Origin of the sequence: Noviherbaspirillum suwonense, from assembly GCF_900182955.1 — a bacterium.
Taxonomy (GTDB): domain Bacteria; phylum Pseudomonadota; class Gammaproteobacteria; order Burkholderiales; family Burkholderiaceae_D; genus Noviherbaspirillum_A; species Noviherbaspirillum_A suwonense.
The window spans coordinates 69,909-86,556 of record NZ_FXUL01000013.1 but is presented as its reverse complement, the minus strand read 5'-3'; the positions used below and the strand labels follow the sequence as shown (position 1 = coordinate 86,556).

At 63.5% G+C, this 16,648-nt stretch carries 12 protein-coding genes; 5 read left to right on the top strand and 7 right to left on the bottom strand.

Annotated elements, in window-relative coordinates; genetic code table 11:
• Positions 1 to 162 precede the first annotated feature (162 nt).
• Positions 163 to 3,318 (top strand): hypothetical protein, encoded by a 3,156-nt coding sequence (locus tag QOL82_RS16610; RefSeq protein WP_283443418.1) that lies wholly within the window; start codon positions 163 to 165, stop codon positions 3,316 to 3,318.
• Positions 3,319 to 3,543: 225 nt separating this feature from the next.
• Here QOL82_RS16610 and QOL82_RS16605 read toward each other — a convergent pair whose 3' ends face one another.
• The 5 genes from QOL82_RS16605 to QOL82_RS16585 all read right to left on the bottom strand — a co-directional run bounded on the left by QOL82_RS16605 (position 3,544) and on the right by QOL82_RS16585 (position 10,259).
• A complete protein-coding gene (locus QOL82_RS16605; protein ID WP_283443417.1) occupies positions 3,544 to 5,130 on the bottom strand; it encodes a hypothetical protein in 1,587 nt (528 codons plus the stop codon).
• A gap of 7 nt (positions 5,131 to 5,137) precedes the next feature.
• On the bottom strand, positions 5,138 to 5,623 hold the full coding sequence (locus tag QOL82_RS16600; RefSeq protein WP_283443416.1) for a type III secretion system chaperone family protein: 486 nt from the start codon (positions 5,621 to 5,623) through the stop codon (positions 5,138 to 5,140).
• Positions 5,624 to 5,827: 204 nt separating this feature from the next.
• Positions 5,828 to 7,693: a hypothetical protein gene (locus QOL82_RS16595; RefSeq protein ID WP_283443415.1), complete on the bottom strand. Its 1,866-nt coding sequence runs from the start codon at positions 7,691 to 7,693 to the stop codon at positions 5,828 to 5,830.
• Between the two features lie 337 nt (positions 7,694 to 8,030).
• Positions 8,031 to 9,167, bottom strand: a complete 1,137-nt coding sequence (locus tag QOL82_RS16590; protein WP_283443414.1) for a PilT/PilU family type 4a pilus ATPase — start codon at positions 9,165 to 9,167, stop codon at positions 8,031 to 8,033.
• Between the two features lie 48 nt (positions 9,168 to 9,215).
• Positions 9,216 to 10,259, bottom strand: coding sequence for a type IV pilus twitching motility protein PilT (locus QOL82_RS16585; protein ID WP_283443413.1), 1,044 nt, complete (start codon positions 10,257 to 10,259; stop codon positions 9,216 to 9,218).
• Positions 10,260 to 10,386: 127 nt separating this feature from the next.
• On the opposite strand from QOL82_RS16585, the gene QOL82_RS16580 reads away from it, so the two are divergent.
• The 3 genes from QOL82_RS16580 to QOL82_RS16570 all read left to right on the top strand — a co-directional run bounded on the left by QOL82_RS16580 (position 10,387) and on the right by QOL82_RS16570 (position 13,242).
• A complete protein-coding gene (locus QOL82_RS16580) occupies positions 10,387 to 11,085 on the top strand; it encodes a YggS family pyridoxal phosphate-dependent enzyme (protein ID WP_283443412.1) in 699 nt (232 codons plus the stop codon).
• Positions 11,075 to 11,899, top strand: a complete 825-nt coding sequence (gene proC, locus QOL82_RS16575) for a pyrroline-5-carboxylate reductase (protein ID WP_283443411.1) — start codon at positions 11,075 to 11,077, stop codon at positions 11,897 to 11,899. The genes QOL82_RS16580 and proC overlap by 11 nt, the downstream gene beginning before the upstream one ends.
• A gap of 839 nt (positions 11,900 to 12,738) precedes the next feature.
• Positions 12,739 to 13,242: a hypothetical protein gene (locus QOL82_RS16570; protein WP_283443410.1), complete on the top strand. Its 504-nt coding sequence runs from the start codon at positions 12,739 to 12,741 to the stop codon at positions 13,240 to 13,242.
• A 7-nt stretch (positions 13,243 to 13,249) separates the two neighbouring features.
• Here the strand turns inward: QOL82_RS16570 and ubiA are convergent, their stop codons facing one another.
• Positions 13,250 to 14,104, bottom strand: coding sequence for a 4-hydroxybenzoate octaprenyltransferase (gene ubiA / locus QOL82_RS16565; protein WP_283443409.1), 855 nt, complete (start codon positions 14,102 to 14,104; stop codon positions 13,250 to 13,252).
• A 142-nt stretch (positions 14,105 to 14,246) separates the two neighbouring features.
• Between ubiA and ugpB the strand changes: the two genes are divergently transcribed.
• Positions 14,247 to 15,566, top strand: coding sequence for a sn-glycerol-3-phosphate ABC transporter substrate-binding protein UgpB (gene ugpB / locus QOL82_RS16560; RefSeq protein WP_283443408.1), 1,320 nt, complete (start codon positions 14,247 to 14,249; stop codon positions 15,564 to 15,566).
• A 108-nt stretch (positions 15,567 to 15,674) separates the two neighbouring features.
• On the opposite strand, the gene QOL82_RS16555 is transcribed toward ugpB, so the two are convergent.
• On the bottom strand, positions 15,675 to 16,622 hold the full coding sequence (locus QOL82_RS16555) for a hydrogen peroxide-inducible genes activator (RefSeq protein WP_283443407.1): 948 nt from the start codon (positions 16,620 to 16,622) through the stop codon (positions 15,675 to 15,677).
• Positions 16,623 to 16,648: the final 26 nt, after the last annotated feature.

Here is a 16,648-nt window from a genome sequence, read left to right as displayed (position 1 = left end):
GTGCACTACATTATTGAGTCCCTTGGCTGTGCAGGTCGGTCGAGCACTTCTCCCGACGCTGGCTTCTTGTCATCACAGACATACGCCAAGCTCAAAAATAAAAATGAACTTATTTAAGTTGCAAGTCGCTAAGGCAGCCATTCACCATCAGGAGCCTTGCACATGGACAAACTTGCACATCCCGTCTCAACGCATACGGCCTTCACAACCCCCGCCTCCGGGCTCGATCAGGTGCCGCAAGATGTGCTGCAGCACATCCTCCATTACCTGCCCATCAAGGGCGCCCGTAATGTGTTCAGGCTGCTTTCCCGGGGTTATCTGGCAAGCACCGACTATTTGCGCGTTGCCGGGTTGGTAAGGGCGCGGATCAGGAGCATGGCTGCAGAGCGAACGCAGGCTCAGGCCTTGCAACGCTTTACCGTTCTGGTCCATGACTGCATGGATCAGAGGCTGCCGCCAAGTACGACAACCTCGCTGTTCATCGAACTGGTCGACCTGTTGCCTGCGCTGCCCATTGCCGATCTTCCGGTGGCCATGCGTTTGGTCCTGGCTTCCAGCAAGATGCTGGGGGAGAAGGCAGACCATGAAGTCAGGGAACAATGCATGGAACGATGCATTACGACTTACCAGCACCGCAGTACGACAGCAGCGCAGTTGCCGGGCTTCGAGCCGGCGGACGACGAGGAAGCGGCGCTGGCCGCCAAGCACTTCAACTACGGCCTCGATCGCACTGTCGCTTCGACCGAACAGATGCTGAGCCACATGGAAAACCTGTGTTCCGCCCTGGGCTGGGCGGAAAAAGTCGCCGACGCCGACGAACGCACCCGTCTGCTGAGCCGGATGTGCCGTCATGGCATGAACACATTCATCATGTTCAACCTGATGGACGAGGAGTTCCGCCAGCGCGGTGCCCTCCAACGGTCGCAAGTCTTGCGCAGCAATATGGCGCAAACCGCCATGCGGATGTTGCCGGCGCAGCCGATCCAGGCGCAGGCTGCGCTGCTCTCGCTTGCGCTGGAAGTGTCGGCGAAGGACCGTGACGCGTATCGCCTCGCGGTGAGGACCGCTTGCCGCCTGATCCGGCAAACGCCGGATGACACATTGCTTGCCCACTGGAAGACGATCAGCAAGGCGCTGTATCGCGCCGGTGTGGTGAAGGCGCTTACCCAACGGGCTTGCGCATCGCCCGATCTGCAATGCAGGGCCACCATGCTGAGCCAGCTTGCCAGCGCTGCTTATGACAAGGGCGATTTCGAGGAGATGAACCGCCTGTGCGCCTTGGTCAGTGCGCTGCTTCCACCCAGCGTCGACACGGTACGCGGCCTCTTGAACCAGCATGCCGATACTGTTGGCCCGGCGCGCGTTGAATTTATCGTGCGGGAACTCGTTCCTTCATTGATCGCACTGCCAACAACCGAACGAGAAAGGTTTTCCTTGGTCCTGATGACCTCGCGCTACCTATTCGATTATGCGGAATCCGATACCGGTTCCATCGGTGAACCACAGTCACGTGCAGAACTGAGCAACTGCCTCGCTTCTTACAAGAAACTGATTGCAGCGACGTTCGGCACGTCGATGCCCGGCGACGAGCCTGTGCGCCGCCGGATGATGGATCTCGCCCAGGAATTGCTGGACCTTGCGTGCAAATTCCCTTCCGGTACGCCGTTCAGCGCTCGTGCGGCGATGAAGTTTGAACTCATTGCGTTGCTGGAGCCAATCGTTCGTCGATTTCATTCAATGGAATCGAGCGTCGAAGCCAGGAACGACATTTCCAGCCTGACCTGCAGCGTTGCAGCCCCCGCCGCCCTGGAGCAGTTGCCTGGCGAGTTACTGCACTCAATCCTCCATCACCTGCCGGTGAAAACGACGCGCAATGCATTCAAGCTAATCAACCGCAACTATCTCGCCGGCACCGATTACCTGCGCATTGCCGGCATGGTGCAAACCCGGATCAGGAACAAGGTAACGGCCACGTCCTCGGAGCAGGTTGAACGCCATTTGACGAGCCTGATCAACGACTGCATGAATAGGGCTTTTCCAGCCGCACTGAAGCATTCGCTGCTCATGGAGCTGATCGGCACATTGTCGCAACTGCCGGCGGCAATGCACGCCGATGCGATGCAGTTCGTGCTGGCACAATGCAACGCGATCGGCGAACAGTGCGGGCCAGCCACCAGGCAGGCGTGCATGACGCTGTGCATTCATGCTTACCAGAACAGGTCGGAATGCGAGCCGCAACTGGAGAAGTTCTGGCCCGTCACCGACGAAGAAATACGCATTGCCGCCCATTATTTTGCCGAAGATATCGACCCGGCCTCGGTTCCATTCCCACAGCTTTTGAACCACTTGGACAGCCTGCTTGCTGCGATGGATAGCGCAAATGGCATGCAGGACAGCGAAGCCGGCGACCGTGCATTGACCATGTTGTGCAATCACTGCACCGACACCTTTTCCGTGATCGACGGTGGTACGGAAGTGCTGCGAAAACATGCCGGATGGGAGCAGGTCGCCAACCTCAAGGCCGCGTTCGCAAGAAAGGCCTTATTACTCTTCCCGGACAAATCGGTGACTTGCCAGGCCGCGCTTCTTTCCATCACGCTTGCCTTTGCCGGTAAAGATTCGGCGATGCACAAGCAGGCAGAGATAGATGGCCGGGATCTGATCATGGCGATTCCGGACGCGCTACTGGCGCTTGACCTGGCGCCCCTTGCGACGAGCCTGTTCCGGACGGACGTCGTCAAACTTTTGATCGAGCGCGTGGAAGGCTGGACCGAACCACTCGAAAGACTGGCCATGCTCAGGCAATTGGCTACTGCAGCCTGGGAGAGGGGTGAGATGTCGCATATGGAGCAACTGTGCGTCAGCATTTCCAGGATGGACCCGCCGGATGCAGTGGCCTTGCAGGCGCTCATGCAGGCCAACATGCAGTTGCGCTCTGCCGAGCGCCTCGAGTTTGCTACGCGGGATGTCATTCCCTACCTGTTATGCGTTCCAAGCGGACTGACGAGGGTCGCTGCGCTCGACACTCTTGGCCGGATGATGGCAATCGTGCCGGACACTGGACAAGGAATGAAAGCGAAACAGCGTTGGACAGCGCTCCGGCTTTATTCGCTCAACGCTCACGGAAGATTGATCAGCACGTATTACAGCAGCAACGAACGCGAGCTTGAGCGCATGGCTGATGCCGCCAGGTTGCCCGTTGGTGCGGCTTCGCTACCGACGCACCCGGCGATCAACGCGCTATTGGATGCAGCAATGCGGGTGCTTGCGCAACCCCGATCAACGAACGCAAAGCCAGGTTCGAATCCTGACGCTTAGTAGCTCAGTAGCTTAGTAGCTTAGTAGCTTGGTAGCTTGGTAGCTCAGTAGCTCAGTAGCTCAGTAGCTTGGTAGAGTAGCTTAGTAGCTCAGGCGCTTATAGATGTAGTGCCTCGGTCGCATAGCTGCAGCCCAGTCTTCGCTGGCCTGCATCTTGACCTGCCCGTGCGGCATCGGATCGGGTTCGATGCCGCACCGGCCAGCGGCGAACCTGGCTGGCGCCGTTCAGTCTTCCGCTTCGTGCCCGCCACAGCATCGCCGGGCAACACCATGCGCCGCGCTCAGCATGGTATGCGCAAGCACCTCCAGCTCACGCCGGGCGATAAAGCCCGCCGCACCTATCATTGCGAAAGGCGGCACTACGTAGCCTACCCAGCGCATCCAGGCGACCGGCGACTTTACTACCTCGGCGGCCATCTGCGCAGTGGCCAGGCCGGGTAGCTGCGACAGGCCCTTGCCGATGAAGCTCGCGGCGGTGTAAAGCCTTTTGCCCGGCACCTCGGGGTCGATGCCGATCGCCTCGCGCTTGGGCTGCAGCATTGCGCTCCATTCATAGCCTATGGAGCTGAGCATGGCGGACTTGGCGACAGCCTTCCTGTGCCATAGCGTGAAAGAGCGATGCAGCATCGCGTAGCCCTGTTTCTGCTGCGGCGTCAGGTCCGCGGCGTTGCGCCTGGCGTCGATATCGTCCAGCACCAGGCGGACGACAGCTGCTTCCTTCTGCCACAGGGCGGTGGTCTTGGTGACGGTTTCCCTGCCGCCGGTCTTGTCGAGCTGCGATGCCCTGAGCAGCTGCACGCATTCCTGCAAGGCGGCGCCGGTCAGCACGCCGGCGCCGGTGCGAAAGCCCATGCGCATCCACCGGGCGGTGTCGACGCTGCCGAACAGCGCCGCCGGCGCGAATTCGGGCAGGCTGTTGGTGGCGCCATAGGCAAGGGTATAGAGGTAGCACGGCACATCGTCGGTCAGATGCTTGCCGCTCCATAAGGTCAGCCAGCTGGTGCGCGACAGCCAGTCGGCCGCATTGAGCCATTCGGTCTTGCCGCTGTCCGCGTTGGTCCATGCAAATTTGCGGTTGCGTTCAAGGCCGGCGGTGCCGTCCAGCGCTTCCCTCGCCGCGCGTGCCTGCAGCCGCTGCCTGACCATGTAAAGGTCGAGGTAAGGGTTGGTGCAGGTCGTCGCGCGCAGCATGCTGACCAGCGGTTCGACAAAGGTCCAGAGCAGGGTGTTGACCGGCAAGCCTAGCCACGGGTTGCCGGTTGCGGTGCTCACGATGCCGCCGATGCCGAACGCGATGGCGTTGCCGGCGCCGCCGGCGGCAAGGTTCCATGCATGCTTGGCGGATCCGGCCCGCACCGCGGCCTCGAATTCGCCAAGTTCCTTGAAGTAGGCGGCCCGCGCCCGGATCGTGGCCGGGCTCATCACGTCATCGAGCAGCTGGGCCGGGTCGGCGATCGAGACGAAGTTGCTCAGCTCCTCGATGAGCCGGTTCAGGTTGGTCGTGAGCTGCGCGACGTTGCCGCCGGCGGCATGCACCTGGTTCAGCCTGAAACTGGCCAGCTCCAGCTTGCGCCGGCTGCGGACCAGCTTGCTTTCCATGGTTGCGTCGTAGGCAAGGCCGGGACCATTCCGGCCTGCCGCCCGCGCGCGGGCCGGCACGGCGCGCATGGACTGCAGTTCGATGCTGTCGTCCTGCCGGTTGTCCTCGATCATGATGCCGACGTCCGCTGCGCTGTCGCCGGGCTTTGAGCCGCGATGGTTTTGCAGGATGGGCGTCGTGCTGCTGGAGCGGGTGCGGGTTGGACTGTACATCGCCGCTTCAGGCCAGGTCGACCATCGATGCGTTGCGGCCGGCCGCCATGCCGGCTGCCCTGAGCGTGCCCGTACCGGGTTCGTCCGGCGCGTCGTCGGCCAGCAGCGCGCGCAGGCTGTTGGTCTGGGTTGCATAGACCTGGAAGGCCTCGGCCAGCTGCGCTGCGTCCAGCGTTTCGGGATTCATGAAATGGACGACGAAAATGGCGTTGCCGCTGGCCGGGTCGAGCGAGTAGACGCCGTTGGTCTTGGCGCCGGACAGCAGGTTCATGGTGAGCAGCTGTCCGTATATTTCCATCCGCGAGCCTTCGGCCACCGGGCCCATGTCGACATAGCAGAACAGCATGTCGGGGTTGACCAGTTCGTCGAAGAACAGCGCGATGTCGACCCCGTCGATCTCGACGCGGCCATGTGCGCCCAGCGCGTCGGCGTCGGGCAGTTGGAGTGCGACGCAGACCCTGTGGCACAGGCGCCTGAATTCGGTTTCTTTCATGAGTTTCTCCGGAGGTCATCGGCGCTTCGGGAGTGCCGATGGGTGAACGGTCGGACGACATGTCGGGGCGCCGCGGCGCTGCGGAATGACGGCGTTGCGGAATGACGATGCGGCGGCGCCCCGGTCCTTCGACCATGACGCGGCTGAGTAACGAGACCTTCAGCGGGGTTCAGCGCAATGCCGGCCTCCTGCGGCGCTGGACGTTCAGCTTTCGGCGCGCGGCGCGTCGGCAGCCAGCCAGAGCACGCCATCGCCATCGCCATCGCCATCGTCGTCACTATCGCCATCGCTGTTCGTGCCATTCGGCGCGCTGGCGCCGCCGTCCGGCTCGATGTCGACCGCGCGGCCGCTGCCGGCATCGCTGTCGGCCGGCATCCCGGGCGCTTCCTCGCCATCGCTGTCGTCGCTGGCGAAGCCGGCATCGTCGTCTGCATCGTCGCCGTTGCAGCAGCAGCCGGCCCGCATCGCGCTGGCAACGCCCTTGCAGGCGCCGAACAGCGAGCGGTACCAGTCCTGCAGTTCGGTGCGCATCGCGAAACCGGGCCAGGTGACGAGGCTGAACGGCACGACCAGGTGCGCGATCATGCGTGTCATCCGGTCCGGCGACTTCCCGAACGGCTGGCACAGGTAGGTGGCGCCCAGGCTGGGCAGCAAGGTAGTGGTCTTGCCCAGCATGTTGCAGAAGGTGTCGAGCCGCTTTCCGGGGGTGTCCGGGTCGGTGTTGGACGCCAGCCGCTTGGCCTGGAACATGACGCTGTATTCATATCCGATCGACCCGGCCAGCGTCGACTTCGCGCTGGCTTTGACGAGTTCGGTTTCCACCTCGCGCAGCTTGGCGCGCAGCAGCCGGGCGTCGTCCTCGGGCACGCTGCCGGTCGCCAGCATGTCCTTGATATCCTCGGCATAGGACTTCAGGTACGTCGCCTGCAGGTGCCAGTCGTGCACCCTTTTCGTGACGACCTGGACGCCGCCGGTGCTGGTGGCGATCAGCCGGCGTATCAGCTGCCCCAGCAGCATGGACGTGGCGCCGCAGATGAACCCGTCGCTGAACTGCGCCAGCAGGTCGTTGCGCATGCCCTCGGGCGTGGTGCGGTCGAACAGCGCCGGCCCATAGATATCGCCCAGCACGTTCTTGGCCGAGTAGAGCATCGAAAAGATGAAGAACGGCAGGTCGTCCGAGACCATCTTGTGCAGCCACAGCCACAGTTCCTGGTTGGTCGCCAGCGCCTGCGCGGCGGTGAGCAGCACGCGCTTGCCGCTGACGGGGTCGATCCACAGCATCTTGGTCTTGGGCGGCACATTGGCCAGATAGCGCCAGGCGTCGCCGTTGGCGCGGGCGCGGGCGCGCTGGCGGCCGGTATAGGCTTCCGAGGCCGGATTGGTCCAGGTGGTGGCGCGCACCATGCTCCACAGGGGTTCGGCCAGCGTGTGCAGCGGGCCGGCCAGCAGCACGAGGTAAGGCCGTTCCAGGCCGCGCGCCAGCATGGTGCCGGTGCCGAACGGGATGCCGTAGGCGATGCCGCCCGACAGGATGGTCCACAGGTACTTGCTCCAGCTCGCCTTCTGGGTGCGCTGGTAGTCTTCCCAGACCCGGAAGGCGGTCTGTTCGAGGTCGGCCGTCGCAGGACTCTTGGCGCGCTCCATCACGGTGCCGCTGAGGTTCGGGTCCAGCATGCGCATGCAGTCCTTCAGCTGGATCGTCAGCTGCCGCTGCCGGAGGCGCAGCGCGGCGATGCGGGCGCCGTTACCCTTGCCTTCGGGCCGGTTGGCCAGGTTGCTCAGGGATACGATCTTGCGGGTATTGCTTTCCAGCTCATTGCACAGTTGCTGCATCTGGCGCTCGACCCGCGGGTTTTCGCTCAACGCGCCGATGTTTTCCGGACGTCCATGGCGGCGCGTCTGCGAACGCTGGAAGCTGCCGATGGAGACGGTGGCCTCCGCCGCGTCCGAACTGGCCGGCGCATCCGGCCCGTCATCCGTATGCCGCAGCGGCGCCGAGTCGCTGGCGTCCGTATCCGGTCGGGTGCGGCGGCGTGCCGAAGCGCCGGTGCTTGAAGTGGAGCTGTCCATGCCTGTTGTCCCCTTTTTCTGCTGCGGTTTTTGGGCCGCGGGAAGCATGTCGCAGAAAAGCCTGTTCCATGGGGTGGGCATGCCCGTCCTGCGACGGGCATGCAGGGGCTGCGCCGGCTGCCATTGACGGCCGGAGACACGCTTTCCCGCAAGCTCCGCAGCTTGGGGCCGGGTTGGACGCGGGCTTTTGAGACTGCACAAACGCAGCATTGAGCGGCGTCACAGTTGGCGGATTGCCGTGGACGATGCAGTAGAAGTGGGGCGGTAATGCTGAAGTGGTGCGTTTATCAAGCTGCCAGTTGCCTGGCAGCCGATGATGCTGCGGCGCCGCCGCGTATCAGACGATGCCGAGGTGGCCGGTGCCGGCCGTCAGGTCGCGGTCCTTCGCTTCCTTGCCGTTGAGCTTGATCGACAGCCGCAGGTCGTTGACCGAATCGGCGTTGCGCAGCGCATCTTCGTAGGAAATCCGGCCGCCTTCGTACAGGTCGAACAGCGCCTGGTCGAAGGTCTGCATGCCGATCTCGCGCGACTTCTTCATGATCTCCTTGATCTCGTGGACATTGCCCTTGAAGATCAGGTCGGACACCAGCGGCGAGTTCAGCATGATCTCGACCGCGGCGCAGCGTCCCTTGGTGTCCTTCAGCGGCACCAGGCGCTGCGAGATCATCGCTTTCAGGTTCAGCGACAGGTCCATCAGCAGCTGCTGGCGGCGTTCTTCGGGAAAGAAGTTGATGATGCGGTCCAGCGCCTGGTTCGCGCTGTTCGCATGCATGGTCGCCAGGCACAGGTGGCCGGTCTCGGCGAAGGCGACCGCGTAGTCCATCGACTCGCGGTCGCGGATCTCGCCGATCAGGATCACGTCGGGCGCCTGGCGCAGGGTGTTCTTCAGCGCGGTGCCCCAGTCGGCGGTGTCGACGCCGATCTCGCGCTGGGTCACGATGCAGTTCTTGTGCGGATGGATGTACTCGACCGGGTCCTCCACCGTGATGATGTGGCCGTAGCTGTTCTCGTTGCGGTGGCCGACCATGGCCGCCAGCGTGGTCGACTTGCCGGAGCCGGTGGCGCCCACCATGATGACCAGGCCGCGCTTGGTCATCACCACGTCCTTCAGCGTCGGCGGCAGGCCGAGATCATCCATCTTCGGGATCGCGGTGGTGATCACGCGCAGCACCATGCCGACCTTGCCCTGCTGGATGAAGGCCGACACGCGGAAGCGCCCGAGGTTGGCCGGGCTGATGGCGAAATTGCATTCCTTGCTTGCCTCGAACTCGGCCGCCTGCTTGTCGCTCATGATGGCCCGCGCCAGTTCCAGCGTGTGGCCCGCCGTCAGCGGCTGGTTCGACACCGGCGTCATCTTGCCGTCGATTTTGAAGGCGGGCGGGAAGTCGGTGGTGATGAACAGGTCGGACCCGTTCTTGCTGAGCATGAGCTTCAGCAGGTCGTGCATGAACCTGGTGGCCTGTTCGCGTTCCATTCTGGATCCTTGGTATGTGCTGAGTGCCGGGCGGGCTGCGGGATGCGCCTAGCCGGGGAAATTGTCCGGCGTCTTGGCGGCGGCGCGCGCGGCGCCGACCGAGATCACGTTGCGGCGCACCAGGTCGGCCAGGCAGCTGTCCAGCGTCTGCATGCCGAGGTTGGCGCCGGTCTGTATCGCCGAATACATCTGCGCGATCTTGGCTTCGCGGATCAGGTTGCGGATGGCCGGCGTGCCTAGCATGATTTCATGCGCGGCCACGCGGCCGTTGCCGTCCTTGGTCTTCAGCAGCGTCTGCGAGATCACCGCCTGCAGCGACTCCGACAGCATCGCCCGCACCATTTCCTTTTCGTCGCCCGGGAACACGTCGACGATACGGTCGATGGTCTTGGCGGCCGACGAGGTGTGCAGCGTGCCGAACACCAGGTGGCCGGTCTCGGCCGCCGACAGCGCCAGGCGTATGGTCTCCAGGTCGCGCAGCTCGCCGACCAGCACCACGTCCGGGTCTTCGCGCAGCGCCGAGCGCAGCGCCGCCGAGAACGAGTGGGTGTGGACGCCGACCTCGCGCTGGTTGATCAGGCACTTGCGCGATTCATGCACGAATTCGATCGGGTCCTCGATGGTCAGGATGTGCGCATACTCGTTTTCATTGACATGGTTGACCATGGCCGCCAGCGTGGTCGACTTGCCGGAACCGGTCGGGCCGGTGACCAGCACCAGGCCGCGCGGCTTCAGCGCGAGGTCGGCGAATATCTTCGGCGCATTCAGCTGTTCGAGGCTGAGGATGGTCGACGGGATGGTCCGCATCACGGCCGCGGCGCCGCGGTCCTGGTTGAACGCATTGACGCGGAAGCGGGCCAGGCCGGGGATCGCGAACGAGAAATCGATCTCCAGGTGCTCCTCGTAGGCCTTGCGCTGGCCGTCGTTCATGATGTCGTAGATCATGCCGTGCACATCCTTGTGCTCCAGCGGCGGCAGGTTGATCCGGCGCACGTCGCCGTGCACCCGGATCATCGGCGGCAGGCCAGCGGACAGGTGCAGGTCGGAAGCCTTGTTCTTGACGGAGAAGGCGAGTAGTTCGGAGATGTCCATTTATAATCCCTGGCCCGCACACGATGGAAAATCCGGAACCTGCGGAGTGCGCCGGCCCGGAGCCGCATCATGACGATGTCGTGAAAAGCGTTGAATAAACCAAAATGTTTCCGTAAGTCATTAAATTATGTCCCACATAGCGGAAAAGCTGCAAGCGGTAACTTCACAGATTGTTGCTGCAGCGCGAAATGCCGGCCGTAACACTTCGGAGATCGCACTTTTAGCCGTATCCAAGACAATTTCGCCGGACGTGCTGATGCAGGCCTATGCCGCGGGCCAGCGCGCGTTCGGTGAAAACTACCTGCAGGAAGCCCTGGACAAGATCGCCGCGCTGAAGGATTGCGCGCCCGGCATCGAATGGCATTTCATCGGCCCGATACAAAGCAACAAGACGCGGCCGATCGCCGAAAATTTCGACTGGGTGCATTCGGTCGACCGCCTGAAGATCGCGCAGCGTCTGTCGGAGCAGCGCCCGGCGGACATGCCGCCGCTGAATATATGCATCCAGGTCAATGTCAGCGGCGAAGCCAGCAAGAGCGGCTGTTCGCCGCAGGAGCTGCCGGCGCTGGCGCACGCGGTGGCGGGCCTGCCGGGCCTCAGGCTGCGCGGCCTGATGACGATTCCCGAACCCGCGTCGACGGATGACGAACAGCGCCGGCCGCTGCGCGCATTGCGCGAGCTGGCCGACCGGCTGCGCGCGGACGGCCTGGCGCTAGACACGCTGTCGATGGGCATGTCGGCCGACCTCGACGCGGCAGTCGCCGAGGGCGCCACCATGGTCCGCATCGGCACCGCCATTTTTGGAGAACGACACTATGCAAAATGATTTGAAGATCAGCTTTATCGGCGGCGGCAACATGGCGTCGGCCCTGCTGGGCGGCCTGGCGGGCAAGCTGACCGCCGGCGCGAATATCCATGTGGTCGACATCAATGCCGACGCGCTGGCGCGGCTGCGGCAGCAGTTCGGCATTACGGCCGCGCCGCAGATCGATGACGCAGTGGCGGCCAGCGACGTCATCGTGCTGGCGGTCAAGCCGCAGCAGATGCGCGAGGTCGCCGCGCAGCTGCGGCCATTCATCAGGCGGCAGCTGGTGCTGTCGATCGCCGCCGGCATCCGCGGGGCGGACCTGTCGCGCTGGCTGGGCGGTCATGGCGCCATCGTGCGCACCATGCCGAATACGCCGGCCCTGATCGGCCAGGGCATTACCGGCATGGCGGCGCTGCCCGGCGTGTCGGCCAGCCAGCGCGAGGCGGCCGACGCCATCATGCGCGCGGTCGGGGCGACGGTCTGGCTGGAGGACGAAAGCCTGATCGACCCGGTGACGGCGGTGTCCGGCAGCGGGCCGGCCTATGTGTTTTATTTCATCGAGGCGATGCAGCAGGCGGCGCTGGAAATGGGCCTGACCGTCGAGCAGGGAACGCAGCTGGCGATCGCCACCTTCACCGGCGCGGCGCAGCTGGCCGCGCAATCGCCGGACCCGGTGTCGGTGCTGCGGGAGCGGGTGACGTCCAAGGGTGGAACGACGCATGCGGCGCTGACCAGCATGGAAGCGTCCGGCGTGAAGGATGCCATCGTGCGGGCGCTGCGCGCGGCGGCGGAGCGGGGCAGGGAGCTGGGCGAGGAGTTCGGCAAGGACTGAACGACAGGCGGCGCGGTGACTGCCGCCGCCTAGCGCCTAATACCAATCCCAATCCATAACGTGCCGGATGAAATCGATGGATTTTTTCGTCTGGCAAGGCGCAGGAGGAGTGAATAGCAGGCTATTCACGACGAGTGCAACGCGGCCAGGCGGAAAAAGACGCGATTTCATGGCGCGTTTATGGGTTGGGATTGGTATAAGCCAGCCGAGGCGAACACACTGCTAGAGCAAGTTCGTTCTGACTTGCCCCAGCCGGCCTGTAAGCGATATTTCTTCCTCCGCGCAGCGACAGTTGCCGTTGCCCGCGCAGCGACCGGTGCCGTTGCTTTTAAATTGGCCGTTGCCGTTGCCGCTGCGGTTGCCGTTGCCGTTGCAGTGAACCCCGTTAGAGGGCGACGCGTCGCCAGTGCCTGAAACGGATAAAGAAGCGTCCGCTGTCTGAGCGCCAGCGAGTTTCGGACGCTTCCCGTTTCAGGTGCTGGTGGCGCGTGTAGTCCGCGCAGCGGACCGCCCTCGTAGGGGTCGCCTTTTTTGCCCACTTTTTTGGCGAAGCAAAAAAGCGGGGCGGCTGCCGGGCCGAACACCCGGCTACTCCCCACGGCAGTGAAGCCTCAACGTTTCACCCGTCAGCAGACGCAGCATCGGCGCCTTGCGCTGTGGCGCGTTCTCCTGACGTGCAGCCGTCGCAAACTGCAGAAGCGGCTTCGCGACGGTACGCCGGCGGGCGGGTGAAGCGATACGTGTGTCCTGCCGGACGACCTAGCCGGGTTTCGGCCCGGCAGCCGACCTACTTCTCTTGCTTCGCCAAGAGAAGTAGGCAAGAGAAGGCGACCCCGGAGATGCCGCCCCGCTGCGCGGGGTGCCCACGCCGCTGGCACCGAAATCGGGAAGCGTCCGAAACTCGCTGGCGCTCAGACAGCGGACGCTTCTTTATCCGATTTCGGCACCAGCGACGTGGCGTCATCAACGGGGATTCACTGCAACGGCAACGGCCACTTCACAAGCAACTGCAACTGCAACGACAACCGTCGCTGCGCGGGCAACTGCAAAAACAACCACAACCGCAACTGCAACGACAACCGTCGCTGCGCGGGCAACTGCAAAAACAACCACAACCACAACCACAACCACAACCGCAACCGCAACCGCAACCGCAACCGCAACCGCAACCGCAACCGCAACCGCAACCGCAACCGCAACTGCAACTGCAACTGCAACTGCAACTGCAACTGCAACTGCAACTGCAACTGCAACTGCAACTGCAACTGCAACTGCAACTGCGCGGAACGTCAACCGCAACTGTCGCTGCGCAGAAGCGGCGCTTCTGGTTCAAGCCAGCATGAAAATGCTCTAGCGCATCGCGTAATCCAGTGCGATGCCGGCAAAGACCGCCGCGCCCAGCCAGTTGTTATGCCTGAAGGCGGCGAAGCACGGCATGCGTTCGCGGTGGCGGATCAGCGTGTAATGATAGGCGGCCATGCCGGCGGCGACCAGCATGCCGGCGACGAACCAGGCGCCCAGGCCGGCGTCGAGGCCGACCGCGGTGACCATGCCGAGGCTGACCGCGTAGCACAGCATGACCGCCAGAACGTCATGGCGGCCGAACGTGATCGCGCTGGTGCGTATGCCTATTTTCAGGTCGTCGTCGCGGTCGACCATTGCGTACTCGGTGTCGTAGGCCAGCGCCCAGAAGATATTCGCCAGCAGCAGCAGCCAGGCCTGCGCGGGAACCGTGCCGAGCACCGCCGCATAGGCCATCGGGATGCCGAAACCGAAGGCGATGCCGAGATAGGCCTGCGGCAGCGCGAAAAAACGCTTGAAATACGGGTAGCTGGCGGCAATCGCCACGGCGGCCACCGACAGCAGCTTGGTCAGGGTGTTGAGCGGCATGATCAGCACGAAGGCGACGACCGCCAGCAGCGCCGCCACCAGCACCGCTTCCCAGGCGGCGATGCGGCCCGAGGTCAGCGGCCGTTCCGCGGTGCGCTTGACGTGGCGGTCGATGTCCCGGTCCGCGTAATCGTTGATGGCGCAGCCCGCCGAACGCATCAGCACCGTGCCCAGCGTGAAGATCGCGACCACATGAAACGGCGGATGTCCGGCGGACGCCAGCCAGAGCGCGGAGAGCGTCGGCCACAGCAGCAGCAGGATGCCTATGGGCTTGTCGAGGCGAACAAGGCGAATATAGAGTTGAAATCGCGACATTGCTTTAAAATAAGCCGGCATTCGCCCAGGTTGTACAAAAGGCAAATTATAATCGCTGCCGTTGTCAGGACCGGAACCGCAAGCCGGTAACAGTCCTGTCATGCAAGGCAGCTACCATTCGGCAATTTCAGGAGACCCCTACATGCAACACCGCATCCGCGCCATTACCGTCGCCACCGTCCTGCTGTGCGCAGGCGCTTCCGCCCAGGCAGCCACCGAGATCACCTGGTGGCATTCGATGACCGGCGCACTCGGCGAGCGCGTCGCCGCGCTGGCCGACCAGTTCAACAAGAGCCAGTCCGACTACAAGGTCAACGCGGTCTACAAGGGCGCGTATGACGAATCGATGTCGGCAGCGATCGCGGCCTACCGCGCCGGCAATGCGCCGAACATCCTGCAGGTGTTCGAAGTCGGCACCGCGACCATGATGTACTCGAAGGGCGCGATCATGCCGATCAGCCAGGTGATGAAGGAAGCCGGCGAGAAGTTCGACCCGTCGGTCTACGTGCCCGCAGTCGCCGGCTACTACACCGCGCCGAACGGCGACATGCTGTCCTTCCCGTTCAACAGCTCGACCACGGTCTTCTACTACAACAAGGACAAGTTCGCGAAAGCCGGCCTGGACCCGGAGAAGGCGCCGGTGACCTGGCAGGAAGTCGTGTCGGCGGCCGCCAAGCTCAAGGCCAGCGGCGAGAAATGCCCGTACACCACCGGCTGGCAGTCGTGGGTGCAGCTGGAAAGCTTCTCGGCCTGGCATAACGTCGAGTTCGCCAGCAAGGGCAACGGCTTCGGCGGCCTGGATACGCGCCTGAAGTTCAACAGCCCGCTGCACGTCAAGCACATCACCAACCTGTCGAACTGGGCCAAGCAGGGCTATTTCGTCTACAACGGCCGCAAGAACGAGCCGGAAGCCTCGTTCTATTCCGGCGACTGCGCGATGGTGACCTCGTCCAGCGGCGCCTATGCGAACATCTCCAAGAACGCCAAGTTCAAGTACGGCGTGGCGCCCCTGCCTTACTACAACGACGTGGCCGGCGCGCCGCAGAATACCGTGATCGGCGGCGCTTCGCTGTGGGCGATGGGCGGCAAGAAGCCGGATGAGTACAAGGCCGCAGCCAAGTTCTTCAAGTTCCTGTCGCAGCCGGAAATCCAGGCCAAGTGGCACCAGGAAACCGGCTACCTGCCGATCACCAAGGCAGCCTACGACCTGACCCGCCAGTCCGGTTTCTATGAAAAGAACCCGGGCACCGACGTCGCGGTCAAGCAGATGATCGTCAAGACCACCGAAAAGTCGCGCGGCATCCGCCTCGGCAATTTCGTGCAGATCCGCACCGTGGTCGACGAGGAACTGGAAAACGTCTGGGCCGGCAAGAAGACGCCGCAGGAAGCGCTGGACGCGGCAGTCAAGCGCGGCGACGAATTGCTGGTGCGCTTCGAGCGCGCCAACAAGGGCAACCAGTAAGCTTCAGCGCAGGGACGGCCGCCTGGCCGGCCCTGCATCCGGATTCGCAGCGCGGGAAGGCGCGATACGCCTTCGGCAGCCGCCTGCGAACCGGCGCTTTTCCCCCTCTCAGCCTTCTTCCACCGGCGCGTCGTTCAGCAGCGTCACCCCATGCAGGTCGCATGACATCATCGCCTCCCGAACCGCCTCGATCGCCGCACGGCGGGTAAAGCTCTTGCGCCAGGCGATCACGACCCGGCGGGTCGGCACCGGCTCTTCGAACGGCACGTAACGCAGCAGGCCGTCGTGCGCCTGCATGTCCGGCACCGACGCCTTGGGCAGCACGGTGATGCCGATCCCCGACGCCACCATGTGCCGTATGGTTTCCAGCGACGAGCCTTCGAAGGTGCGGGCAATGCCGTCGCCGGTAGTCGAGAAGCGCGCCATCTCCGGGCACACTTCCAGCACCTGGTCGCGGAAGCAGTGGCCATTCCCCAGCAGCAGCATGGTCTGGTTCTTCAGGTCGGCCGCATTGATGCGCTTGCGGTCCGACCACGGGTGGCTGGCGGGCATCGCCACCACGAAGGGTTCGTCGTAAAGCGGCTGCACCAGGAGGCCCTGCTGCGGGAACGGCTGCGCCATGATGGCGGCGTCGAGTTCGCCCTGGCGCAGCATCTCCACCAGCTTGGCGGTGAAATTTTCCTGCAGCACCAGCGGCATCTGCGGCACGCGCTCGATCATGCTGCGCACCAGCTGCGGCAGCAGGTAGGGCGCGACCGTGTAGATCACGCCCAGGCGCAGCTGGCCGGTCAGCGGGTCCTTGTTCTGCTTGGCGATCTCGCGGATCGCCGCGGTCTGCTCCAGCACCCGCTCGGCCTGCGCCACGATCTGCACGCCCAGCGGCGTCATCGAGATCTCGGAACCGCCGCGCTCGAAGATGGTGACGCCCAGCTCGTCCTCGAGCTTCTTGATTGCGACCGACAGGGTAGGCTGCGCGACAAAACAGGCTTCGGCGGCATGGCCGAAATGTTTTTCACGGGCGACGGCAACGATATATTTGAGTTCAGTAAGTGTCATGGGGACAATATTCGCATAGGTAGCTG

Bases quoted from the DNA above. Each gene is read 5' to 3' on its own strand.
- QOL82_RS16595 (WP_283443415.1), bottom strand. From the start codon at position 7,693: ATGGACAGCTCCACTTCAAGCACCGGCGCTTCGGCACGCCGCCGCACC.
- ugpB (WP_283443408.1), top strand. From the start codon at position 14,247: ATGCAACACCGCATCCGCGCCATTACCGTCGCCACCGTCCTGCTGTGC.
- QOL82_RS16605 (WP_283443417.1), bottom strand. From the start codon at position 5,130: ATGTACAGTCCAACCCGCACCCGCTCCAGCAGCACGACGCCCATCCTG.
- QOL82_RS16585 (WP_283443413.1), bottom strand. From the start codon at position 10,259: ATGGACATCTCCGAACTACTCGCCTTCTCCGTCAAGAACAAGGCTTCC.
- QOL82_RS16580 (WP_283443412.1), top strand. From the start codon at position 10,387: ATGTCCCACATAGCGGAAAAGCTGCAAGCGGTAACTTCACAGATTGTT.
- QOL82_RS16570 (WP_283443410.1), top strand. From the start codon at position 12,739: ATGCCGCCCCGCTGCGCGGGGTGCCCACGCCGCTGGCACCGAAATCGG.
- QOL82_RS16555 (WP_283443407.1), bottom strand. From the start codon at position 16,622: ATGACACTTACTGAACTCAAATATATCGTTGCCGTCGCCCGTGAAAAA.
- ubiA (WP_283443409.1), bottom strand. From the start codon at position 14,104: ATGTCGCGATTTCAACTCTATATTCGCCTTGTTCGCCTCGACAAGCCC.
- QOL82_RS16590 (WP_283443414.1), bottom strand. From the start codon at position 9,167: ATGGAACGCGAACAGGCCACCAGGTTCATGCACGACCTGCTGAAGCTC.
- proC (WP_283443411.1), top strand. From the start codon at position 11,075: ATGCAAAATGATTTGAAGATCAGCTTTATCGGCGGCGGCAACATGGCG.
- QOL82_RS16600 (WP_283443416.1), bottom strand. From the start codon at position 5,623: ATGAAAGAAACCGAATTCAGGCGCCTGTGCCACAGGGTCTGCGTCGCA.
- QOL82_RS16610 (WP_283443418.1), top strand. From the start codon at position 163: ATGGACAAACTTGCACATCCCGTCTCAACGCATACGGCCTTCACAACC.